At 73.3% G+C, this 20,957-nt stretch carries 21 protein-coding genes; 9 read left to right on the forward strand and 12 right to left on the reverse strand.

The features are described from left to right. The first annotated feature begins 174 nt into the window (after positions 1–174). Positions 175–1,587 carry a protein kinase domain-containing protein gene (locus AB0C21_RS40990; RefSeq protein WP_500211678.1) on the forward strand — a complete coding sequence of 471 codons (1,413 nt, stop codon included), beginning with the start codon at positions 175–177 and terminating at the stop codon, positions 1,585–1,587. A gap of 8 nt (positions 1,588–1,595) precedes the next feature. Here AB0C21_RS40990 and AB0C21_RS40995 read toward each other — a convergent pair whose 3' ends face one another. Beyond that, entirely contained in the window at positions 1,596–2,504 is a 909-nt protein-coding gene (locus AB0C21_RS40995; RefSeq protein WP_500211680.1) for an SDR family oxidoreductase, read from the reverse strand. Then, positions 2,501–3,274: an SDR family oxidoreductase gene (locus tag AB0C21_RS41000; RefSeq protein ID WP_500211681.1), complete on the reverse strand. Its 774-nt coding sequence runs from the start codon at positions 3,272–3,274 to the stop codon at positions 2,501–2,503. Before AB0C21_RS41000 ends, AB0C21_RS40995 begins: the two co-directional genes overlap by 4 nt. 111 nt (positions 3,275–3,385) lie before the next feature. Here AB0C21_RS41000 and AB0C21_RS41005 point away from each other — a divergent pair, with 111 nt between their 5' ends. From AB0C21_RS41005 to AB0C21_RS41020, 4 genes are read left to right on the forward strand one after another with little or no spacing between them, the layout of a single operon-like run. Then, a complete protein-coding gene (locus tag AB0C21_RS41005) occupies positions 3,386–4,132 on the forward strand; it encodes an enoyl-CoA hydratase family protein (protein WP_500211682.1) in 747 nt (248 codons plus the stop codon). Next, positions 4,129–4,992: a CoA transferase subunit A gene (locus tag AB0C21_RS41010; protein WP_500211684.1), complete on the forward strand. Its 864-nt coding sequence runs from the start codon at positions 4,129–4,131 to the stop codon at positions 4,990–4,992. Before AB0C21_RS41005 ends, AB0C21_RS41010 begins: the two co-directional genes overlap by 4 nt. Beyond that, complete coding sequence (locus AB0C21_RS41015; RefSeq protein WP_500211685.1) at positions 4,989–5,720, forward strand: CoA-transferase subunit beta; 732 nt, start codon at positions 4,989–4,991, stop codon at positions 5,718–5,720. Before AB0C21_RS41010 ends, AB0C21_RS41015 begins: the two co-directional genes overlap by 4 nt. A 50-nt stretch (positions 5,721–5,770) precedes the next feature. After that, a complete protein-coding gene (locus AB0C21_RS41020) occupies positions 5,771–6,856 on the forward strand; it encodes an NAD(P)H-dependent flavin oxidoreductase (RefSeq protein ID WP_500211687.1) in 1,086 nt (361 codons plus the stop codon). A 6-nt stretch (positions 6,857–6,862) separates the two neighbouring features. On the opposite strand, the gene AB0C21_RS41025 is transcribed toward AB0C21_RS41020, so the two are convergent. Continuing rightward, positions 6,863–7,483: a TetR/AcrR family transcriptional regulator gene (locus tag AB0C21_RS41025; RefSeq protein ID WP_500211688.1), complete on the reverse strand. Its 621-nt coding sequence runs from the start codon at positions 7,481–7,483 to the stop codon at positions 6,863–6,865. A gap of 67 nt (positions 7,484–7,550) precedes the next feature. Between AB0C21_RS41025 and AB0C21_RS41030 the strand changes: the two genes are divergently transcribed. Continuing rightward, complete coding sequence (locus AB0C21_RS41030) at positions 7,551–8,132, forward strand: peroxiredoxin-like family protein (RefSeq protein ID WP_500211690.1); 582 nt, start codon at positions 7,551–7,553, stop codon at positions 8,130–8,132. A 29-nt stretch (positions 8,133–8,161) separates the two neighbouring features. On the opposite strand, the gene AB0C21_RS41035 is transcribed toward AB0C21_RS41030, so the two are convergent. The 7 genes from AB0C21_RS41035 to AB0C21_RS41065 form a co-directional block, all read right to left on the reverse strand. Beyond that, a complete protein-coding gene (locus tag AB0C21_RS41035) occupies positions 8,162–9,142 on the reverse strand; it encodes a quinone oxidoreductase family protein (protein ID WP_500211692.1) in 981 nt (326 codons plus the stop codon). Continuing rightward, the gene (locus AB0C21_RS41040; RefSeq protein ID WP_500211694.1) at positions 9,142–10,152 is read right to left on the reverse strand and encodes an aldo/keto reductase; all 1,011 of its coding nucleotides are present in this window, start codon (positions 10,150–10,152) and stop codon (positions 9,142–9,144) included. The genes AB0C21_RS41035 and AB0C21_RS41040 overlap by 1 nt, the downstream gene beginning before the upstream one ends. Positions 10,153–10,258: 106 nt before the next feature. Then, positions 10,259–11,113 carry a helix-turn-helix transcriptional regulator gene (locus AB0C21_RS41045; protein ID WP_500211696.1) on the reverse strand — a complete coding sequence of 285 codons (855 nt, stop codon included), beginning with the start codon at positions 11,111–11,113 and terminating at the stop codon, positions 10,259–10,261. A 61-nt stretch (positions 11,114–11,174) separates the two neighbouring features. After that, positions 11,175–12,377: a CaiB/BaiF CoA transferase family protein gene (locus AB0C21_RS41050; protein ID WP_500211698.1), complete on the reverse strand. Its 1,203-nt coding sequence runs from the start codon at positions 12,375–12,377 to the stop codon at positions 11,175–11,177. After that, positions 12,374–13,552 carry an acyl-CoA dehydrogenase family protein gene (locus AB0C21_RS41055; RefSeq protein WP_500211699.1) on the reverse strand — a complete coding sequence of 393 codons (1,179 nt, stop codon included), beginning with the start codon at positions 13,550–13,552 and terminating at the stop codon, positions 12,374–12,376. The genes AB0C21_RS41050 and AB0C21_RS41055 overlap by 4 nt, the downstream gene beginning before the upstream one ends. 14 nt (positions 13,553–13,566) lie before the next feature. Beyond that, positions 13,567–14,367 (reverse strand): enoyl-CoA hydratase/isomerase family protein, encoded by an 801-nt coding sequence (locus AB0C21_RS41060; RefSeq protein WP_500211701.1) that lies wholly within the window; start codon positions 14,365–14,367, stop codon positions 13,567–13,569. Positions 14,368–14,433: 66 nt separating this feature from the next. Then, complete coding sequence (locus tag AB0C21_RS41065) at positions 14,434–15,129, reverse strand: GntR family transcriptional regulator (protein ID WP_500211703.1); 696 nt, start codon at positions 15,127–15,129, stop codon at positions 14,434–14,436. Positions 15,130–15,247: 118 nt separating this feature from the next. Between AB0C21_RS41065 and AB0C21_RS41070 the strand changes: the two genes are divergently transcribed. After that, entirely contained in the window at positions 15,248–16,399 is a 1,152-nt protein-coding gene (locus AB0C21_RS41070; protein ID WP_500211705.1) for an acyl-CoA dehydrogenase family protein, read from the forward strand. Here AB0C21_RS41070 and glpK (AB0C21_RS41075) read toward each other — a convergent pair. After that, the gene (glpK, locus tag AB0C21_RS41075) at positions 16,396–17,922 is read right to left on the reverse strand and encodes a glycerol kinase GlpK (protein WP_500211707.1); all 1,527 of its coding nucleotides are present in this window, start codon (positions 17,920–17,922) and stop codon (positions 16,396–16,398) included. The genes AB0C21_RS41070 and glpK (AB0C21_RS41075) overlap by 4 nt on opposite strands. 57 nt (positions 17,923–17,979) lie before the next feature. Further along, entirely contained in the window at positions 17,980–18,747 is a 768-nt protein-coding gene (locus tag AB0C21_RS41080) for an IclR family transcriptional regulator (protein WP_149264447.1), read from the reverse strand. A gap of 246 nt (positions 18,748–18,993) precedes the next feature. On the opposite strand from AB0C21_RS41080, the gene AB0C21_RS41085 reads away from it, so the two are divergent. Further along, positions 18,994–19,821 (forward strand): MIP/aquaporin family protein, encoded by an 828-nt coding sequence (locus AB0C21_RS41085; RefSeq protein ID WP_353821034.1) that lies wholly within the window; start codon positions 18,994–18,996, stop codon positions 19,819–19,821. A 42-nt stretch (positions 19,822–19,863) separates the two neighbouring features. Further along, positions 19,864–20,957: glycerol kinase GlpK (glpK, locus tag AB0C21_RS41090; RefSeq protein WP_500211710.1), on the forward strand; the 1,094-nt coding region annotated here is incomplete at its 3' end.

The raw sequence follows: 20,957 nt of genomic DNA on the forward strand, positions 1-20,957 counted from the left end.
ACACAACCTTCGCACCGTAGCCGGAACGCCCGGCACGAGGCGATCCATTATCCGGCGGTTACAACGCCGCGCCGGGAATGCGCATTCCGCTCTCCGCCGGGGCCACGTTCCGCACGTGATCCTTCACCCAAAGCCACTGCACCGGGCCCCCGGCCTCGTTCATGATGGGGAGGCGTGGAGACCCCGACCGCCGCCGGCCGCTACCGGATCGACACCCACCTCGGCTCGGGCGGCTTCGCCTCGGTCTGGCTGGGGCACGATCCCGACCTCGACTCCCCGGTCGCGATCAAGATCCTGGCCGGGCACTGGACGCTGCGCACCGACGTGCGCGAACGGTTCGTCCAGGAGGCGCGGCTGCTGCGCCTCGCCGACTCGCACCGGCTGGTGCAGGTCTTCGACATCGGCGAGCTGCCCGACGGGCGGCCCTACTTCGTCATGACCTACGCCGACCGTGGCACGCTGGCCGAGCGGCTCGCCGGCGGGCCGCTCCCCGCGGCCGAGGCGCTGCGCACCGCCCAGGAGATCATCCGCGGCGTGCAGGAGCTGCACGACCTCGGCATCGTGCACCGCGATCTGAAGCCGTCCAACGTGCTGCTGCGCTCGGCGCCCGGCGGCGGCGAGCGCATCATGATCGCCGACCTCGGCATCGCGCGGACCGGGGAGCACCTGTCGAGACTGACGCTCCCGGCCGGCTCGCCCGGCTACATGGCGCCCGAGCAGACGCACGTGGACGGGGCGCCCGACCGCCGCGCGGACGTCTACGGCCTCGGCGCGCTGACCCACCACCTGCTGACCGGGGAGCCGCCCGCCGTGCCGCCGCGTCCGCCCGCCGAGACCCGGGCCTCGGTCCCGTCCAGCGTGGACGCGGCCGTGCTGCGCGCGCTGGAGCCCGACCGGGAGAAACGCTGGGCGTCCGCGGCGGAGTTCGGGGAGGCGCTGGCGCGGGCCGCCGGGACCACGCGCACCGATGCCCTCGCGCCGGGAAGCAGCCCACCGCGAAAGCGCCCGCGCGGCCGGCGGGCGGTCGCGGGCGCCGGGGCGGCCGCGGCGGTGGCCGCGGCCGCCGTCGCGTTCTGGCTCCCCCACGGGGGTAATGGCGGCGCGAAGCCGCAGGACCGGACCGGGCAGTGGCTGCGCGCGGGATCCGACATCCCCGCGCACTACCGGGACCTGATCGTGCAGGCCGGGACGTGGTGCGAGATGCGCGGGCTGAGCCCGGCGCTCATCGCGGCGATGCTGAAGGCGGAGAGCGGCTTCGACCCCCACCTGTCCGACCCGGCGCACGACGAGTACGGCATCGCCCGGTGGACGCCGCGCGTGCTGGTGTTCTGGCAGCCCGGCGGGCTCGACAACCCCGAGCCGAAGCCCGCACAGATCACGCCTGAGCTGTCGATCCCCGCGATGGGCCGGTTCCTGTGCTACTGGGGCAAGGACCTGAAGAACGTCCCGGGCGACCCGGCGCTGAACCTCGCCGCCGCCTACCGGAGTTCGTCGAAGACGGTCGTGAAGGCGGGCGGCGTCCCGGCGAGGTTCCGGCCGTACACCGAGAAGGTCCGCCGGTACATGGACGACTACCGGCCGCGCTGAGGCGCCGGTCAGCCCGCCCCGTACACCGGTTCGGGCGCGGGGGCCTTCGCCAGGAGGTCCTTGACCACGTCGCCGACCTCGGCGGGGTCCCACCGCGCGCCCTTGTCCGCCGCGGGGCCGTGGCGGAAGGCGTCCATCACGCAGATCTTGCCTCCCTCCGCCTCGAAGACCCGCCCGGTGACGTCCCGCGACTGCGCGGAGCCGAGCCAGACGACGAGCGGCGAGACGTTCTCGGGGGCCATGGCGTCGAACTCGCCCTCGGCCGGGGCGGCCATCGTCTGCGCGAAGACCTCCTCGGTCATCCGGGTGCGGGCGGCGGGGGCGATCGCGTTGACGGTGACGCCGTACCGGCCGAGCTCGGCGGACGCCACGAGGGTGAGCCCGACGATGCCCGCCTTCGCGGCGGAGTAGTTGCCCTGGCCGACACTGCCGAGCAGCCCGGCGCCGGAGGAGGTGTTGACGACGCGCGCGTCCACGGCGCGGCCCGCCTTGCTCTCGGCCCGCCAGTACCGCCCGGCGTGCTTGAGCGGCAGGAAGTGGCCCTTGAGGTGGACGCGCATGACGGCGTCCCACTCGTCCTCGCCGAGGTTGACCAGCATCCGGTCGCGCAGGAACCCGGCGTTGTTGACGAGGGTGTCCAGCCGCCCGAACGTGCCGGTCGCCGCGGCGACCAGCGCGGCGGCGCCCTCGTCGGTGGCGATGTCGTCGGTGTTGGCGACGGCCCGCCCGCCGAGGGCCTCGATCTCCCGGACCACGTCGTGGGCGGGGCCCTCGGAGGCGGCGCCGGTGCCGTCGCGGGCGACCCCGAGGTCGTTGACCACGACGAGGGCGCCCTGACGGGCGAACTCCAGCGCGTGCGCCCGGCCGAGGCCGCGTCCGGCGCCGGTGACGGCGACCACCCGGTCCTTGCAGATCATCGCGATTCCTCCTTGTTGACGGTGGCGGCGTCCAGGAACGCGGGGCGCTCTCCCCCGCCGTGCACCTGCATCGACGAGCCGGTCACGTAGGACGCCAGGTCGGACGCCAGGAACACGCACGCGGCGCCGATGTCGTAGGGGTCGGCGAGGCGGCCGAGCGGGACGGTCCTCGCCACCGCCGCGACACCGTCCTCGTCCCCGTAGTGCAGGTGCGACAGCTCGGTGCGGACCATGCCGAGGACCAGCGTGTTGACCCGGATGTGCGGCGCCCACTCGACCGCCAGCGACTGGGTGAGGTTGTGCAGCCCGGCCTTCGCGGCGCCGTAGGCGGCGGTGCCGGGCGACGGCCGCACGCCGCTCACGCTGCCGATGTTGATGACCGAGCCGCCGCCCCGCTCCATGATCCGCGGCCGCAGCGCCCTGGCCATGATCAGCGGCGCGGTCAGGTTCAGCTCCATGATCTTGACGTGGGTGCGCAGCGAGCCGTCCGCCACCGGCAGGTAGGGGGCGCCGCCCGCGTTGTTGACGAGCACGTCCACGCTGTCGAGGCCGTCCGCGAACGCCTGCACGGCGTCCGGGTCGCGCACGTCCAGCGAGACGAACCGCGCGGCCCGCCCGCCCGCCTCGGGCACCGCCTCCGGCTCGCGGCGGGCGACCGCGACCACGTCCGCGCCCGCCTCCAGGAAGGCGCGGCTGATGCCGGCGCCCACCCCGCGCACGCCCCCGGTCACCACGACGGTCCGGCCCGCCAGGTCGAGCGTCAGTGACATGCCGCCTCCGGCCGCGAATGACATGCCGCCTCCGGCTCCGGTGACATTCCGCCTCCTCCGTGCGCCTCTGCTACCTTCTGTTCTAACAAATGTTTGGTGGAAAGGTAGCGCATGGGAGTCTCCACCACGACCCTGGACGGGGTCGCCGAGATCGTCGTGGACGCGCCGCCGGTCAACGCCCTGACCGTCGCGGGCTGGTACGAGCTGGCCGACGCGGTGCTCGCGGCGGGCCGCGACCCCGGGGTCGGCGCCGTCGTGCTCCGCGCCGAGGGCCGGGGCTTCAACGCGGGCGTCGACATCAAGGAGATGCAGAGCACCGAGGGCCACGCCGCGCTGGTCGGCGCCAACCGGGGCTGCTTCGCGGCGTTCGCCGCCGTCTACGACTGCGAGGTCCCGGTCGTGGCCGCGGTGCACGGCTTCTGCCTCGGCGGCGGGGTCGGCCTCGCCGGCAACGCCGACATCGTGATCGCCTCGCGGGACGCCTACTTCGGGCTGCCCGAGGTGGACCGGGGCGCGCTCGGCGCGGCCACCCACCTGGCCCGGCTCGTCCCGCAGCACCTGATGCGCGCGATGGTCTACACGTGCCGCAACGTCACGGCCGAGGAGCTGCACCACCACGGCTCGGTCCTGGAGGTCGTCCCGGCGGAGGAGCTGCGCGCCAAGGCGATGGAGGTCGCCGCGGGCATCGCCGCCAAGGACCGGTACGTGATCCGGCGCGCCAAGGAGTCGCTGAACGGCATCGACCCGGTCGACGTCAAGCGCAGCTACCGCTACGAGCAGGGCTTCACGTTCGAGCTGAACCTCGTCGGCGCGGGCGACGAGCACCGCGACGCCTTCGTCTCCAAGGGGGCCCGATGAGTTCCAAGGTGATGTCCGTCGAGGAGGTCGCGGGGTCGCTGGAGAGCGGCATGACGCTCGGGATCGGCGGCTGGGGCTCGCGGCGCAAGCCGATGGCGCTGGTGCGGGCGATCCTGCGCTCCCCCGTCACCGACCTCACCGTGGTCTCCTACGGGGGGCCGGACGTGGGGCTGCTGTGCGCGGCGGGCAAGGTCCGCCGGCTGGTCACCGCGTTCGTGACCATGGACTCGATCCCGCTGGAGCCGCACTTCCGGCAGGCGCGCCAGTCCGGGGCCATCGAGCTGACCGAGTACGACGAGGGCATGTTCATGTTCGGGCTGTACGCGGCGGCGCACCGGCTGCCGTTCCTGCCCACCCCGGTCGGCCTCGGCTCGGACGTGATGAGGGTCAACCCGGAGCTGCGGACGGTCCGGTCGCCCTACGAGGACGGGCAGGAGCTCGTCGCCGTCCCGGCCCTGCGGATGGACGCGGCGCTGGTGCACATGAACCGCGCCGACGCGCGCGGCAACGCCCAGTACCTCGGCCCCGACCCGTACATGGACGACCTGTTCGCCAAGGCGGCCGACCGGACGTACGTCTCGTGCGAGCGGCTCGTCGACACGGCCGACTTCGCCAAGGAGGGGCCGGTGCAGTCGCTGCTGATCAGCCGCTCCCAGGTGGCGGGCGTGGTGGAGACGCCGAACGGCGCGCACTTCACCGACTGCCTGCCCGACTTCGGGCGGGACGAGGCGTTCCAGAAGCTGTACGCGCAGTCGGCGGCCGACCCGGACAAGTGGGCGGCGTTCAGCGAGCGGTTCCTGTCCGGCGACGAGGCCGCCTACCAGGACGCGGTCCGGGTCTGGCGGGAGGAGGCGCGATGAGCGAGGTGACCAGGGCCGAGGTGTGCGCGGCCGCGTGCGCGGACCTGTTCCGGGGCGACGGGGAGATCGTCGCCGCGGCGGTGGCGGGGTTCGTCCCGATGCTGGGGTCCCGGCTGGCGCGGGCGACGTTCGAGCCCGACCTGCTGACGACCGACGGCGGGCCGTCGCTGAGCGCCGAGCCCGTCCCGCTCGGCGGGTCGGCCGGGACCGTCGAGGGCTGGCTGCCCTTCCGCGACCACCTGTGGCTCGTCCTGAACGGGCGGCGGCACGTGGTGATGGGGCCGAGCCAGATCGACGCGCACGGCAACACCAACATCTCGTGCATCGGCGACTGGAAGCAGCCCGCCCGGCAGCTCCTCGGAGTGCGCGGCGGGCCGGGCAACACGCTGCTGAACACGACGAGCTACTGGGTGCCGAAGCACTCGGCGCGCGTGTTCACCGAGAAGGTCGACATGGTGAGCGGCGTCGGCTGGGACCGCGGCGCGCACGAGATCCGCGCCGTGGTGACCAACCTGGCCGTGCTCGACTTCGACACCCCGGACAGGCGGATGCGGCTGCGCTCGGTCCACCCCGGCGTGCGCGTCGACGACGTGCTCTCGGCGACCGGCTTCGAGCTGGCCGTCCCGGACGAGGTGCCCGAGACGCGGCTGCCGGACGGCGAGGAACTGCGGATCATGCGCGAGGTCCTCGACCCCAAGGGCTTGCGGGAGCGGGAGGTCCCAGCATGAGCGGAGCGAACCGGGGGGTGCGGGGGGTCGTCCCCCCGCAAGGAGCAGGCATGAGCGAGGCGGACATCGGGCAGGTGCTCGACACGCCGCTGACCCGGCTGACCGGCGTGCGGCACCCCGTCGTGCAGACCGGCATGGGGTGGGTGGCCGGTCCGCGGCTCGTCACGGCGGTGGCGAACGCGGGAGGGCTCGGCGTCCTGGCGTCGGCGACCATGACGCTCGACCAGCTCGCGGAAGCGATCCACGAGGTCAAGGACCGCACCGACGCCCCGTTCGGCGTCAACCTGCGGGCCGACGCCGGGGACGCGGGCGACCGCATCGACCTGCTCATCAAGGAGGGCGTGAAGGTCGCCTCGTTCGCGCTCGCGCCGAAGCGGGAGCTGATCGCCAAGCTGAAGGACGCCGGGCTCGTGGTGATCCCCTCGGTCGGCGCGCGGCGGCACGCGGAGAAGGTCGCGGGGTGGGGCGCCGACGCCGTCCTGGTGCAGGGCGGCGAGGGCGGCGGGCACACCGGCCCCGTCGCCACCACGCTGCTGCTCCCCCAGGTCGTGGACGCCGTCGACATCCCGGTCATCGCGGCCGGGGGCTTCTTCGACGGGCGCGGCCTCGCCGCCGCGCTCGCCTACGGCGCGGCGGGCGTCGCGATGGGGACCCGGTTCCTGCTGACGTCCGACAGCTCGGTGCCCGACGCGGTCAAGCAGGTCTACCTCAGGACGGGCGAGACCGTGGTGACGCGGCAGGTGGACGGGATGCCGCACCGGGTGCTGCGCAGTGAGCTGGTCGACACGCTGGAGGGCTCCGGCCGGATCGGCGGCCTGGTCCGCGCGCTGCGCAACGGCGCGCGGTTCAAGAAGCTGTCCGGCATGTCGTGGCGGGAGATGATCGCCGACGGCAAGGCGATGAAGCACGGCAAGGACCTGTCGTGGTCGCAGGTCCTGATGGCCGCCAACACGCCCATGCTGCTGAAGGCCGCCATGGTGGACGGCAGGCCCGACCTCGGCGTGATGGCGTCCGGCCAGGTCGTCGGCGTGCTCGACGACCTGCCGAACTGCGCCGACCTGATCGGTGCGATCGTGCGGCAGGCGGCCGAGGCCATCGCCGCGCAGCAGGCGCACCTGGTGCGTCAGGCCACCTAGCCCCGGCTAGGACGCGTCGTCGCGGAGACCGCGCAGCACGGCCGCCAGCCCCCCGCGGAACTCCTCGTCGGGGCCGAGCAGGCGGGCGTGCCGCGCGGTCCGCGCCAGATGGGGGAACTCGTCGGCGGGCAGCCCGGCGAGGGCGGCGGTCCCCTCCCCCGACAGCGCGCTCAGGTGCTCCAGCTGGATCGCGCCGATGATGTGGGCGAGCAGCGCGCGCATCGCGATCGCCGCGCGGGGCCCCGTGAAGCCCGCGTCGGCGAGGATGCCCGCGACCGTCTCGCCCCAGCGCAGCGACCCCGCCGAATCGTGCCGGCGCGTCAGGGTCAGCGGGACGATCGACGCGTGGGCGCCGAAGGCCGCCCGCATCCGCAGCGCCATGGACTCGATCCGGTCCTCCCAGGGCCCGGCGGGCGGCGGCGTCGTGTCGACCTCGGCGTACACCAGGTCGACGACCAGGCCCTCCAGCTCCTCGCGGTCGCGCACGTACCGGTAGAGCGCCATGGTGCTCATCCCGAGCTCCTTGGCGACGGCGCGCATGGACAGCCCGGCGAGGCCGTCCCGGTCGATGACCGCGAGCGCGGCGCCCGCGATCCTCCCGGTGCTGAGCGAGCGTGGTCGAGGCATGGCGCTTGACAGCGTACGGCATACGCTTACGATCGTAGGCGTACGACATACGCTTAAAGGAGCGACCATGCACCTGGCACCCGGCTCGGACGTGCCCGCGCGAGACCTGACCCCCGTGGACGGGCCGCCGATCCCCGTCCCCGACCCCGGCCGACTCGTCCACCTGCAGTTCCGGCGGTTCGCGGGCTGCCCGATCTGCAACCTGCACCTGCGCTCGATCGTGCGGCGGCACGACGAGATCGAGGCCGCCGGGATCCGCGAGGTCGTCGTCTTCCACTCCTCCGCCAAGGAGCTGCGCGAGTACGTGGGCGGCCTGCCGTTCCCGCTGGTCGGCGACCCGGCCAAGCGCCTGTACGCCGAGTTCGGCGTGGAGTCGGCGCGGCGCGCGCTGCTCGATCCGCGCGTGTGGTGGACGATCGTCCGGGGCTCCGCCCGGGACACCTGGAACGTCCTGCGGCGGCGCAGCCCCGCCCCGAAGCTGATGCCGAACGGCGGCCGCCTCGGGCTGCCCGCCGACTTCCTGATCGGCACCGACGGCAGGATCGTCGCGGTCAAGTACGGCGAGCACGCCTACGACCAGTGGACGGTCGACGAGCTGCTGGCCCTGGCCGCCCAGGCTCCGTCCCCCGGCCGGAAGGCGGCGAGGTGACCGCCCTCCGGCCGGGCCGCGGCTGAGCGTCAGCCCTTGACCGCCAGCACGAGCTTGCCGGTCGTGGAGCCGGACTCGATGCGCTCGTGCGCCTCGGCGGCCTGCTCCAGGGGCAGTTCCTCCACCTGGACCCGCAGGTCGCCCGAAGCGGCCGCGGCGACCGCGCGGCGCAGGGCGCGCCCCGCCTCGGCCGGTGCCACGCCCGCGAACGCCGCGAGGTTGAATCCGGACACGGTCTTGTTGGAGAACCACAGCTCGTTCGCCGGGACGCCCACGTCCTCCGCGCCGGACGCGTTGCCCATCACGACCATCCGGCCCATCGGGGCCAGGGCGTCCAGGCTGGCGCGGCGGGCCGGGCCGCCCACCATGTCCACCACGATGTCGAACCCGCGCCCGCCGGTGAGGCCGGCGACCTCGCCCGGCAGCGCGTCGCGCAGGACGACGTCGTCGTAGCCGAACCCGCGCGCCGCCTCGATCTTGGCGGGACCGCCGACCGTGCCGGCCACCCGGCCCGCGCCGAGCAGCCGGGCGGCCTGGCCGAGCTGGCTGCCGACGCCCCCGGCGGCGGCGTGCACCAGCACGGTCTCGCCCGGCTCGATGCGCGCGACGCGGTCCAGGACGAGGAACGCGGTGGCCCCGTTGGACGGGACGGCCGCCGCGACGTCCAGGCCGAGGCCGAGGCCGTCGAGCGGCGCGACGAGGTCGGCGGAGGTGACCGCGACCTCGGCGTAGCCGCCGCTGTCCACGATCGTCAGCGCGGCGACGGGCTGGCCCCTGCGCAGCCCTTCCACGTCGGGTCCGACCGCACGGATGTGCCCGGAGACCTCGATGCCGGGCACGAACGGCAGCGGCACATCCACGACGCCCCGCCTGTACAGGACTTCGGCGAAGTTGGCGCCCGCGTACGCGACGTCGATGGACACCTGCCCAGGCCCCGGCTCGGGGACGTCCACCTCGGCCTGGCGCAGCACGTCCGCGCCGCCGAACTCGGGGATCGTGACGGCCCGCATCAGTACCGCCCCCCGACGGCCGCGGGGACGCCGTCCAGCTCGGCGAGGTCGGCCTCGGTGAGGTCCAGGGCGGCGGCTCCGGCGTTGTCGCGCAGATATTTCCGCTTCTTGGTGCCGGGGATCGGGATGACGTGCTCGCCCTGCGCCAGCGTCCAGGCGATGGCGACCTGCGCCGGGGTGGCGCCGTGCCGCGCGGCGACCGCCTTCACCACGTCGACGATGCGCAGGTTGGCCTTCAGCGCCTCCTCCTGGAAGCGCGGGTTGCCGCCGCGGAAGTCGGTGTCCTCGAAATCGGCGGCGGTGACCGTCCCCGTGAGGAAGCCGCGGCCGAGCGGCGAGAACGGCACGAAGGCCGCGCCGTGGGCGGCGCACCAGCCGACCACGTCGCCCGGTCCCTCCCCTGCTCCCGCGGTGTCGCCCGGCAAGGTGCCCGCGATCCCGCCGGGCGCGCCCATGGCGTCCCGGGTCCACAGCGACAGCTCCGACTGGACGGCCGCGACCGGGTGGATCGCGTGCGCCTCGGCGGCCTGCGCGACGCTGACCTCCGACAGGCCCAGGCTGCGCGCCTTGCCCTCGGCGACCAGTTCGGCCATGGCGCCCCAGGTGTCGGCGAGGGGCACCTCCGGGTCGACCCGGTGCAGGTAGTACAGGTCGATCACGTCCGTGCCGAGACGGCGCAGGCTGTCCTCGGCGGACGCCTTGACATGCTCCGGCCTTCCGTTCCGCACGATGTTGCGGGTGGTCAGTGACTCCACGACGAGGCCCGTCTTGGTGGCGACGACCGCCTCGTCCCGGCGTCCCGCCAGCGCCCGCCCGACGAGCGTCTCGTTGTGGCCGTCTCCGTAGGGCTGCGCGGTGTCCAGGAACGTCACGCCGAGGTCGAGCGCCTCCCGGATCAGCGCCACCGAGGCGTCGTCGTCGCGTTCCGACTCGCTGTAGGCCCAGCTCATCCCCATGCAGCCGAGCCCCACGGCGCCCACCCGCGTCCCGGCGAACTCGCGCGTCCTCATGATGTCTCCTTCGTTCCTCATGAGGACGATCGTGCTGGACGGGCCGGAACGTAGACAGACTCCGCTCATCCTGGGTGTGGCACCACCACCCTGGACGGCGGCCGGGTCAGCCTGCGGCGGCGAGGCCGCGGCGCGCCATCAGCCGTTCGAGGCGCTCCTGCGTGCCGGTTCCGGGACGCGGGTTGTGCAGCACCAGGGAGTGGCCCGGACGGTCGGCGAGCGGCAGCAGCGTGCCCTCGAAGACGAGCTCGCCCGCGTCCGGATGCCTGATGCCCTTGACCGCCTGTGCCTCCGCGCTCACCTCGTGGCGGGGCCACAGCTCGGCGAACTCGGGGCTGACCGCCAGCAGGTCCGCGATGATCCGGTCGAACTCGGGGTCGCCCGGGTAGCGGGCGGCGTCGGCGCGGAACCGCGCCACGACGCCGGGCGCGGCGGCGGCCCAGTGGGTGTGCATCGACCGGTACCGGACGTTCGTGAAGTAGGTGACCAGGCAGTTGTGGTCGGTGTCGCCGTACCCGAACACCTCGCGGGCCGCGTCGTTGATCGCGACGAAGTTCCAGTGCCGGTCGCGGACGTAGGCGGGGCGCGGCGACCAGGCGTCCAGCACCCGCCGCAGCTCGGGCGTGATCGGGGCGGCCGGGCCCGCCTCCGCGCGCGGCGGGTTCAGCCCGGCGAGCAGGTAAAGGTGCTCGCGCTCGGCGCGGTCCAGCCGCAGGGCGCGGGCGATCGCGTCGAGGACGTCCCCGGAGACCTTGATGTCGCGGCCCTGCTCCAGCCACGTGTACCAGGAGACCCCGACCCCCGCGAGCACCGCGACCTCCTCGCGGCGCAGGCCCGGCGTCCGGCGCCGTCCGCCGTCGGGCATGCCGACGTCGGCGGGGGTGAGCCGGGCGCGGCGGGTGCGCAGGAAGTCGCGCAGTTCCTCGCGGCGGCGGTCGGGGGCGGGGGTCCGGCTGGCCATGCCGCCACGATAGCCGCCGCTCCCCGGGGCGGCGCGGTCGGAGATCGCGTTGGACCTCCGGTCAGGCGATGGCGCCGGCGGAGCGGAGGGCCTCGATGGCGGCGTCGTCGCGGCCCAGCTCGCGCAGCACGGCGTCGGTGTGCTCCCCGAGCGCCGGGACCGGGTCCATGCGGGGCTCGGCGCCGGCGAACGTGATCGGCGGGAGCAGCGCCCGGATGCCGCCGACCGGGGAGCCCACCTCCCGCCACCGGTCCCGCTCGGCGAGCTGCGGGTGGGCGACAAGGCCGTGCCCGTCGTTGAGGGTCGCGTTCGGCACGCCCGCCTCATCGAGCCGCCTGAGCAGCTCGTCCCGTCCCATGCGGGACGTGACGGCGGCGACGAGCGCGTCCACCTTCTCACGGTTGCCGACCCGCGCCCGGTTCGTCGCGAACGCGGGCTCGGTCACGAGGTCGGGCCGCTCCAGCACGCCGGCGGCCAGGGCGGCCCAGCCGCGGTCGTTCTGGACGCCGATCACCACGTCGACGCCGTCGGCCGTCGGGTAGGCGTCGTACGGGGCGATCACCGGGTGGCTCAGCCGCGTGCGCGGCGGCGGTGAGCCGGTGTAGAGCGTCGTGTACATCGCCTGGCCCATCCACTCGGCGACCGCGTCGAACATCGTGACCTCGATCGAGGCGCCCTCGCCGGTGGTGCCGCGCCGCACGAGCGCGGCGAGCGTCCCGGAGAAGGCGTACATGCCGGCCGCGATGTCGGCCAGCGGCGAGCCCGCCTTCACGGGCGTCTCGGGCGTGCCGGTGACCGAGATCAGCCCCGCCTCGGCCTGGACGAGCATGTCGTAGGCGCGCTTGTCCCGGTACGGCCCGCGCGACCCGTACCCCGACATCTCGACCACGATCAGGCGCGGGTCCCGGGCCCGCAGCTCCTCCGCGCCGAATCCGAGCCGGGCGGCGGCACCGGGCGCGAGGTTCTGCAGGAAGACGTCCGCGCGCGCGACCAGTTCGGTGAGGACCGCGCGGCCCTCGGCCCGCTTGAGGTCGAGCGCGACCGACTCCTTCGACCGGTTGAGCCAGGCGAAGTGCGTGCCGAGGCCGCCGCGCACGCCCGTGTCGTACGCGCGGGCGAAGTCGCCGCCGTCCACGCGCTCCACCTTGACGACGCGGGCGCCCAGGTCGGCGAGCTGCCGCGTGGCGAACGGCGCCGCGACCGCCTGCTCCAGCGCGACGACGGTGATCCCTTCCAGCGGCAGCGGAGCGCCCGCCGCCGTCACCGGTCCTCCAGGAGCCTGCGGCCGATGATCATTTTCTGGATGTCGGCGGTGCCCTCGCCGATCAGCAGCATCGGGGCCTCCCGGTACAGGCGCTCGATCTCGTACTCCCTGGAGTAGGCGTAGCCGCCGTGGATGCGGAACGCGTCCTCCACGACCTCCTTGCAGTACTCGCTGGCCAGGTACTTCGCCATCCCGGCCTCGAGGTCGTTGCGCTCACCGGAGTCCTTGCGGCGCGCCGCCATCACCATCATCTGGTGCGCGGCCTCGACCTTGGTCGCCATCTCGGCCAGGCGGAACAGGACCGCCTGGTGCTCGGCGATCGGCCTGCCGAACGTCTCGCGCTGCCGCGCGTAGGCCAGGGCCAGCTCGTAGGCGCGCCGGGCCACGCCGCAGCCGCGCGCCGCCACGTTGACGCGGCCGACCTCGACGCCGTCCATCATCTGGTAGAAGCCGCGCCCTGGCTCCCCGCCGAGGACCTGCGCGGCCGGGATCCGATAGGAGTCGAAGACGAGCTCGGTGGTGTCGACGCCCTTGTACCCCATCTTGTCGATCTTGCCGGGGACGGTGAGGCCCGGCGCGACCTCGCCGAAGCCGGGGGTCTTGTCGACCAGGAACGTGGTCATGCCGCGGTGGCCCGCGCCCGGGTCGGTCTTGACCAGCACCGCCACCAGGTTCGCCGAGCCTCCGTTGGTCAGCCACATCTTCTGGCCGTCGATCACGTAGTCGTCCCCGTCCGGGACGGCGCGGGTCGTGATGGCCGAGACGTCCGAGCCGCAGCCCGGCTCCGACATCGAGAACGCGCCGCGGATCTCGCCGGCCGCCATCCTCGGCAGGTAGTGCGCCCGCTGCTCTGCCGTGCCGTGCTGCGCGATCATCCACGCGACGATGAAGTGGGTGTTGACGATGCCCGACACGCTCATCCAGCCGCGCGAGAGCTCCTCCACCACGAGCGCGTAGGTCAGCAGGGACTGGCCCAGCCCGCCGTGCTCCTCGCCGATCGTCAGGCCGAAGAGGCCGAGATCCCGCATCCCGTCCACGATCGCCTGCGGGTAGGCGTCGGCGTGCTCCAGCTCGGTCGCGACCGGGAGGATCTCCTTGTCGACGAACGCCCGGACGGTCGCGATGATCTCCCGCTGCTCGTCGGTCAGCCCATGGGTCTGCTGCAGCCTGCTCACGTCCTGGATCCTCCCTAGCGGCCCTCGAAGCGCGGTGTGCGCCGCTCGGCGAACGCGGCCCGCCCCTCGGCGAAGTCGGCGCTGCCGAACAGGGCGGTCTGCTCCTCCCGCTCGGCGTCCAGCAGGCGGTCCAGGCCGTGGTCGGTGCGGGCGAGGAGGCGCTTGGCCGCGGCGACCGACAGCGGGGCGAGGGCGGCGGCCTCGGCGGCGAGTTCCAGGGCGGCGTCCAGGGCCTTGCCGGACGGGGCGAGGGAGTCGGCCAGGCCGATCTCGTAGGCGCGCTGGGCGGGCACGGTCCGCCCGAACACCAGCATCTCCTTGGCGCGGCCTATGCCGACGCGATGCGGGAGCGTCCAGAGCAGCCCGCCGTCGGCGACGAGGCCGACCCTGCCGAACGCCGCGACGAACCGCGCGTCCTCGGCGGCGACCACGTGGTCGCACACGGCGGCGAGGGACACGCCGAGCCCGGCCGCGGCGCCCTCGACCGCCGCGATGAACGGCGTCCCGCAGGTGGTGATGATCCGGACGGCCTCGTGCACCGGGTCGAGCCGCGCCCGGACGGCGTCCGGGCCGGCGCCCTCCATCGAGCGGACGTCGCCGCCCGCTGAGAACGTCCCGGCCGCGCCGGTCAGCACGACGGCGCGGACGCCGGGGTCGTCGGCGGCGCGCCGCACCTCCGCCAGGAGCCGCTCGCGCATCGGGATGTCGATCGCGTTGCGGGCCTCGGGCCGGTTCAGCGTGACCACCCGCGTCGCGCCGTGGTCGGCGGTGGTGACCACGGAGCCGCGCGCCGGTTCGGGGTCCCGGTCGTCCATCAACCCTCCTGGAAATTTTTTATACGATATGGGAAGCCTGCGGGGCGATGAAAGGGGACCCCGGTGTCAGCCGGACTGCTCGTCCCAGAAGCCCTGCGCTTCCAGGTGCACCACCAGCAGGGCCCCCGCGTGCCGGATGTGCGCGCGCATCGCCTGCCGCGCGGCGTCGCCGTCCCCCGCCCGCAGCGCGGCGAGGACGAGACGGTGGTCGTCGACCGACGCCTGGGTCCAGCCGTCGATGCTGGAGTAGAAGCGGCGCGGGGCGTACCGCACCACGAGTTGCAGCAGCCAGGCCGTCTTGGGCGAGCCCGCGCACAGGTTGACGGTCCGGTGGAACTGGTGGTTGGCGCGCTCGATCGCCGCGGAGTCGCGGGCCTTGGACGCCTCCTCCAGCAGCGCCTGCGTCCGGTCGAGCGACTCCAGCTCGGTCCCGGTGATCTTCGCGGCGGCGCGGGCGGCCAGCTCGCCGGCGAAGTACGCCTGCGCCTCGAACAGGTCCTGGACGTCCTGCCGGGTGAGCGGCGCCGGCATGAACCCGCGCCGCGGCTCCAGCGTGACGAAGCCCTCGCCGCGCAGCGAGAGCAGGGCCTCCCGGACGGGGGTGACGCTGATCCCGAGATCCTCGGCGATGCGCTCCAGGCGGAGGAACTCCCCGTGCCCGACCTGGCCGGACATGATGAGCTCGCGGACGTAGGCGGCCACCTCGTCGCTCAGCTGGCGGCGCCTGCCGAGGGCCTGGTCACCGGAAAGGGCCACTCTCATCGTCTCCCCGTGCGCCTGGTGGTGGGCTCACATTATGGACGGGCGGAGGCCCGCCGCCCGTTGACAGCCGGTATTTTCCTATCAAATATATGAGACTCGAACCGGAGGGGGCGGGGCCGTGTTCACGCTCAGCGACGAGGAGCGCGCCATCGTCGAGGTCGTCGCCGACTTCGTCGACAAGGAGGTCCGCCCGGTCGCCCGGGACCTGGAGCACGCGGGCGCCTATCCCGCCCGCCTCATCGACCGCATGAAGGAGCTCGGGGTCTTCGGGCTCGCCGTGCCCGAGCCGTACGGCGACGTCAGCGTCTCCAAGGCCTGCTACGCGCTCGTCACCGAGGAGCTGGCGCGCGGCTGGATGACGCTCGCGGGCGCGTTCGGCGGCCACACGGTCGTCTCCCATCTGCTCGCCGTGTACGGCACCGAGGAGCAGAAGGCCCGCTACCTGCCCCGGATGGCGACCGGCGAGCTGCGCGCCACGATGGCGCTCACCGAGCCGTCCGGCGGCTCCGACCTGCAGGCCATGACCACGACCGCGCGCCGCGACGGGGACCGCTACCGCGTCGACGGCGCCAAGATGTGGATCACCAACGCGCGCACGTCCGGCCTGATCGCGCTGATGTGCAAGACCGACCCGGCCGCGTCCCCCCGGCACAAGGGCATCAGCATCCTGCTCGTGGAGAAGGGGCCAGGCCTGACCGTCTCCCGCGACCTGCCGAAGCTCGGCTACAAGGGCGTGGAGAGCTGCGAGCTGTCCTTCGACGGCTACGAGGCGCCGCTCGACGCCGTGCTCGGCGGCGCGGAGGGGCGCGGCTTCGCCCAGATGATGCGCGGCCTCGAGGTCGGCCGGATCCAGGTCGCGGCCCGCGCGCTCGGCGTCGGGCGCGCCGCCCTGGAGGACTCCCTGCGCTACGCCCAGCAGCGCGAGGCCTTCGGCAAGCCGATCTGGCAGCACCAGTCCATCGGCAACTACCTCGCCGACATGGCCACCCAGCTCCGCGCGGCCCGGCTGCTCACCCTCGACGCCGCCGAGCGCCTGGACGCGGGCGAGCGCTGCGACATGGAGGCGGGCATGGCCAAGCTCTACGCCTCGGAGGCGGCCATGCAGATCGCGCTGAACGCGGTCCGCATCCACGGCGCGGCCGGCTACTCCACCGAGTTCGACGTCGAGCGCTACTTCCGGGACGCCCCGCTGATGATCGTCGGAGAGGGGACCAACGAGATCCAGCGCAACGTGATCGTCCGGCAGCTCGTCGAGCGCGACCGGATCTAGGGCGCGGCGGCCGGGTCCTCCCCCGCCCGGATCCAGTCGAACGTGCGCTCCACGGCGCGCTTCCAGTTGTCGTACTCGGCGGCCCGCCGCGCGGGCTCCATCGCCGGGACCCAGCGGGCGGCGCGGTGCCAGTTGCGCCGCAGCCCTTCGAGCCCCGCCCAGTAGCCGACCGCGAGCCCGGCGGCGTAGGCGGCGCCGAGCGACACCGTCTCCACCACCATCGGGCGCGCCACCGGCACGTTCAGCACGTCGGCGACCATCTGCATGACGAGGTTGTCGGACGTCATGCCGCCGTCGGCCTTCAGCTCCTTCAGCGAGAGGCCCGAGTCGGCGTTCATCGCGTCCACGACCTCGCGCGTCTGCCAGCCCGTCGCCTCCAGCACCGCCCGCGCCAGGTGCCCCTTGGTGATGTAGGAGGTCAGGCCGACGATGATGCCCCGGGCCTCGCTGCGCCAGTGCGGGGCGAACAGCCCGGAGAACGCCGGGACGATGTAGCAGCCGCCGTTGTCGTCGACGGTCCGGGCGAGGGTCTCGATCTCCGGCGCCGTGGAGATCAGCCCGAGGCCGTCCCGGAACCACTGGACGAGCGCCCCGGTGATCGCGATCGAGCCCTCCAGCGCGTACACGGCGGGCTCGTCACCGATCTTGTAGCCGACGGTGGTGAGCAGCCCGTTGTCCGACTTCACCGGCTTCGTTCCGGTGTTCATCAGCAGGAACGCGCCCGTCCCGTACGTGCACTTGGTATCGCCCGGGGAGAAGCACGTCTGCCCGAACAGCGCGGCCTGCTGGTCGCCGAGGGCCGCGCCGACGCGCACGCCGGGGAACACGCGGCGGGCCGTCCCGTAGGTCTCGGTGGACGAGCGGATCTCCGGCAGCATCGCCCGCGGCACGCCGAAGAAGTCGAGCAGGCCGTCGTCCCAGCTCAGCGTGTGCAGGTCCATCAGCAGCGTGCGGCTGGCGTTGGTCACGTCGGTGACGTGGACGCCGCCGTCGACGCCGCCGCTGAGGTTCCAGATCAGCCAGCTCTCCATCGTGCCGAACAGGACCTCGCCGCGCTCGGCGCGCTCGCGCAGGCCCGGTGTGTGGTCCAGCATCCAGCGGATGCGCGGGGCCGAGAAGTAGGTGGCCAGCGGCAGGCCGCTGCGCTCGGTGACCATCGCGGCGCCGGGCGCCCGGGCCAGCTCGTCCACGAGCGGGCCGGTCCGCATGTCCTGCCAGACGATCGCGCGGCCGATCGGGACGCCGGTCAGCCGGTCCCACAGGACGGTCGTCTCCCGCTGGTTGGCGATCCCGACCGCCGCGACCTGGCCGGGCGTCGCGCCCGCCTGGGCGAGCGCCTCCGGCGCGATGCGCTCCAGGTTGCGCCAGATCTCCATCGGATCGTGCTCGACCCAGCCGGGCTTGGGGAAGTGCTGCCGGTGCTCGCGCTGCGCCACCGACACCAGGCGGCCGCCGTGGTCGAACAGGATGCACCGGGTCGAGGTGGTGCCCTGGTCGATCGACATCACGTACCGTTCGGTCACGTCAGGCGCCCTCCTCCCAGGCGCGCCCCTCCGCCCCGCCGTGCCGGGGGCGGCGCGTCACCAGCGTGATCCGCCGAGGTCCCGGGAGACGGCGCGGGCCGCGTCCCGCACGTAGGCGACGAGCCTCGGGTCGGGGACGCGGCGGGAGTCGCAGATCCGCTCGACCGCTCCGGAGATGCCGATGGCCCCGACGACGAGGCCCCCGTGCCCGCGGATCGGCGCGGCGATGCCGGCCTCGCCGATGGACAGCTCCTCGGTCTCCGCGGCCCAGCCGTTCTCCCGGACGCGGGTGGCGGCCCGTGCGAGCTCCCTGGGGTCGGTGATGGTGCGCCGGCAGTAGGACTCCAGGACGGTGTCGCGGATGGACGCCGCCGCGTTGGCGTCGTGCGCGAGCAGCGCCTTGCCGAGCGCGGTGGCGTGCAGCGGCAGCAGCGAGCCGACGTCCATGGCCTGGAGCGTGTCGTCAGGGCGGAACACGTGGTGGACGACGAGGACCTTGCCTTCCAGCAGCGTGCCGATCCGGACGGCCTCGCCGCTGCGCGAGGCGAGCGCGTCGGCCCAGTTGATCGCGCGCGACCGCAGCTCGTTGACGTCGAGGTAGCTCGTGCCGAGGTGCAGCAGGGCGGCGCCGAGCTGGTACTTCCCCGTGGCGCCGTCCTGCTCGACGAAGCCGACGCGCTCCAGGGTGCGCAGGATGCCGTGCGCGGTGCCGCGGGCGAGGCCCAGCGAACTGGCGATCTCCCCGACCCCGAGCCGGCCAGAGCTCGCCGCCAGCAGGCGCAGGATCGCGGCAGCCCGCTCGATCGACTGCACAGGTCCGGGCATGGAAGCGATGGTAGGTCTCCCGGCGGGGTGCCGACAATGTCGGCAGCCGCCGTAATCATCGTCCGATGCGCCCTGAACTGCCCGGATTCTGTGATCTGGTGCACAGGGTGGAGGGTAACCGCCGCCGGGCGGCGACGAAAGTGTTCGACATTGTCGACAGGCTCCCGTTGTAAGACGGTTCGTCCCGGCTTACCGTCCAGCCAGCCTCACGGGGCTCGCGTCCACCCCATCTGCCGAGGAGTACCCATGGCGGAACGCCCCAGAATCCCCACCCTGGCCGGTGAACTCGCCGCCGAGTTCGCCGGCACCCTGATCCTCATCCTGTTCGGCGTCGGCGTCGTCGCGCAGGTCGCCGGGGCCGAGATCGGCGACCACGACAGCATCGCCTGGGCCTGGGGCCTAGGCGTCACGCTCGGCGTGTACGTCGCGGCCCGGATCAGCGGCGCCCACCTCAACCCCGCCGTCACCATCGCGCTGGCCACGTTCAAGGAGTTCGCCTGGCGCAAGACGGCCCCCTACATCGCCGCGCAGACCGCGGGGGCGTTCGTCGCGGCGCTGATCGTCCGCTGGAACTACAGCGAGGTGCTGGCGAAGGTCGACCCCGGCCACACCATCAAGACCCAGGGCGTGTTCTCCACCCTGCCGGGCAACGGCACGCTCCCGGTCGGCACCTGGGGCGCGTTCCGCGACCAGGTGATCGGCACCGCCATCCTGCTCTTCGTGATCAAGGCGCTCACCGACGTGCGCAACTCCCCGCCGCTCGCCAACCTGGCCCCGTTCATGATCGGCCTGCTGGTCGTCGCGATCGGCATGGCGTGGGGCACCGACGCCGGCTACGCGATCAACCCGGCCCGCGACTTCGGGCCCCGGCTCGCCTCGTTCCTCACCGGCTACGGCAGCGCCTGGCGGGACCAGAACGGCGATCTCTACTTCTGGGTGCCGATCATCGGCCCGCTCATCGGCGGCGTGCTCGGCGTCGGGCTCTACAAGGCGCTGATCGGACGGTTCCTGCCCCCCGCCGAGGAGGACCCGCAGGGCCTCACGAAGCCCGAGCCCGAGTACGAGGCGGCGTGAGCCGTCCCGTCCCGTCCCCCACGACTCCAGGAGACCGCACGCATGGCTGACTTCGTCGGAGCCCTCGACCAGGGCACGACCAGCACCCGATTCATGATCTTCGACCACGGCGGCAACGAGATCGCCCGCCACCAGCTCGAACACGAGCAGATCCTGCCCCAGGCCGGGTGGGTCGAGCACAACCCGACCGAGATCTGGGAGCGCACCCGCGCCGTCATCGAGAGCACGCTGAACAAGGCGAACCTCTCCCATGGCGACCTGGCCGCGTGCGGGATCACCAACCAGCGCGAGACGACCGTGGTGTGGAACCGGCGCACCGGGCGCCCCTACTACAACGCGATCGTCTGGCAGGACACCCGCACCGACCGCATCGCCGCGGCCCTGGAGCGGGACGGCAAGGGCGACGTCATCCGGCGCAAGGCGGGCCTCCCCCCGGCCACGTACTTCTCCGGCGGCAAGATCCAGTGGATCCTGGAGAACGTCGACGGCGTCCGCGAGGCCGCCGAGAACGGCGACGCCGTGTTCGGCACGACCGACTCGTGGGTGCTGTGGAACCTCACCGGCGGGACGGACGGCGGCGTGCACGTCACCGACCCGACCAACGCCAGCCGCACCATGCTGATGGACCTGGAGACCCTCTCCTGGGACGACGAACTCCTGTCGTTCTTCGGGATCCCGCGCTCCATGCTCCCGGAGATCAAACCGTCGTCGGCGCCCGGCGGCTACGGGACGACCCGCGCAAACGGTCCGCTCGGCGGCGAGGTGCCCCTGACCGCCTCGCTCGGCGACCAGCAGGCGGCGACGGTGGGGCAGGTGTGCTTCTCGCCCGGCGAGGCCAAGAACACCTACGGCACCGGCAACTTCCTCCTGCTCAACACCGGCGAGGAACTCGTCCGCTCGAAGAACGGGCTGCTGACGACCGTCTGCTACCAGTTCGGATCCGAGAAGCCGGTGTACGCGCTGGAGGGGTCGATCGCGGTGACGGGGTCGGCGGTGCAGTGGCTGCGCGACCAGCTCGGCATCATCTCCGGCGCCGCCCAAAGCGAGGCGCTGGCCCGGCAGGTCGACGACAACGGCGGCGTCTACTTCGTGCCCGCCTTCTCCGGCCTGTTCGCCCCCTACTGGCGATCGGACGC

Source organism: Spirillospora sp. NPDC049024 (assembly GCF_040649235.1).
Classification (GTDB): Bacteria; Actinomycetota; Actinomycetes; order Streptosporangiales; family Streptosporangiaceae; genus Spirillospora.

Coding starts and splice junctions, on each gene's coding strand:
- AB0C21_RS41010 (WP_500211684.1), top strand. CDS start 4,129: ATGAGTTCCAAGGTGATGTCCGTCGAGGAGGTCGCGGGGTCGCTGGAG.
- AB0C21_RS41025 (WP_500211688.1), bottom strand. CDS start 7,483: ATGCCTCGACCACGCTCGCTCAGCACCGGGAGGATCGCGGGCGCCGCG.
- AB0C21_RS41020 (WP_500211687.1), top strand. CDS start 5,771: ATGAGCGAGGCGGACATCGGGCAGGTGCTCGACACGCCGCTGACCCGG.
- AB0C21_RS41080 (WP_149264447.1), bottom strand. CDS start 18,747: ATGCCCGGACCTGTGCAGTCGATCGAGCGGGCTGCCGCGATCCTGCGC.
- AB0C21_RS41060 (WP_500211701.1), bottom strand. CDS start 14,367: ATGGACGACCGGGACCCCGAACCGGCGCGCGGCTCCGTGGTCACCACC.
- AB0C21_RS41045 (WP_500211696.1), bottom strand. CDS start 11,113: ATGGCCAGCCGGACCCCCGCCCCCGACCGCCGCCGCGAGGAACTGCGC.
- AB0C21_RS41035 (WP_500211692.1), bottom strand. CDS start 9,142: ATGCGGGCCGTCACGATCCCCGAGTTCGGCGGCGCGGACGTGCTGCGC.
- AB0C21_RS41005 (WP_500211682.1), top strand. CDS start 3,386: ATGGGAGTCTCCACCACGACCCTGGACGGGGTCGCCGAGATCGTCGTG.
- AB0C21_RS40995 (WP_500211680.1), bottom strand. CDS start 2,504: ATGATCTGCAAGGACCGGGTGGTCGCCGTCACCGGCGCCGGACGCGGC.
- AB0C21_RS41065 (WP_500211703.1), bottom strand. CDS start 15,129: ATGAGAGTGGCCCTTTCCGGTGACCAGGCCCTCGGCAGGCGCCGCCAG.
- AB0C21_RS41030 (WP_500211690.1), top strand. CDS start 7,551: ATGCACCTGGCACCCGGCTCGGACGTGCCCGCGCGAGACCTGACCCCC.
- AB0C21_RS41000 (WP_500211681.1), bottom strand. CDS start 3,274: ATGTCACTGACGCTCGACCTGGCGGGCCGGACCGTCGTGGTGACCGGG.
- AB0C21_RS41040 (WP_500211694.1), bottom strand. CDS start 10,152: ATGAGGACGCGCGAGTTCGCCGGGACGCGGGTGGGCGCCGTGGGGCTC.
- AB0C21_RS41015 (WP_500211685.1), top strand. CDS start 4,989: ATGAGCGAGGTGACCAGGGCCGAGGTGTGCGCGGCCGCGTGCGCGGAC.
- AB0C21_RS41085 (WP_353821034.1), top strand. CDS start 18,994: ATGGCGGAACGCCCCAGAATCCCCACCCTGGCCGGTGAACTCGCCGCC.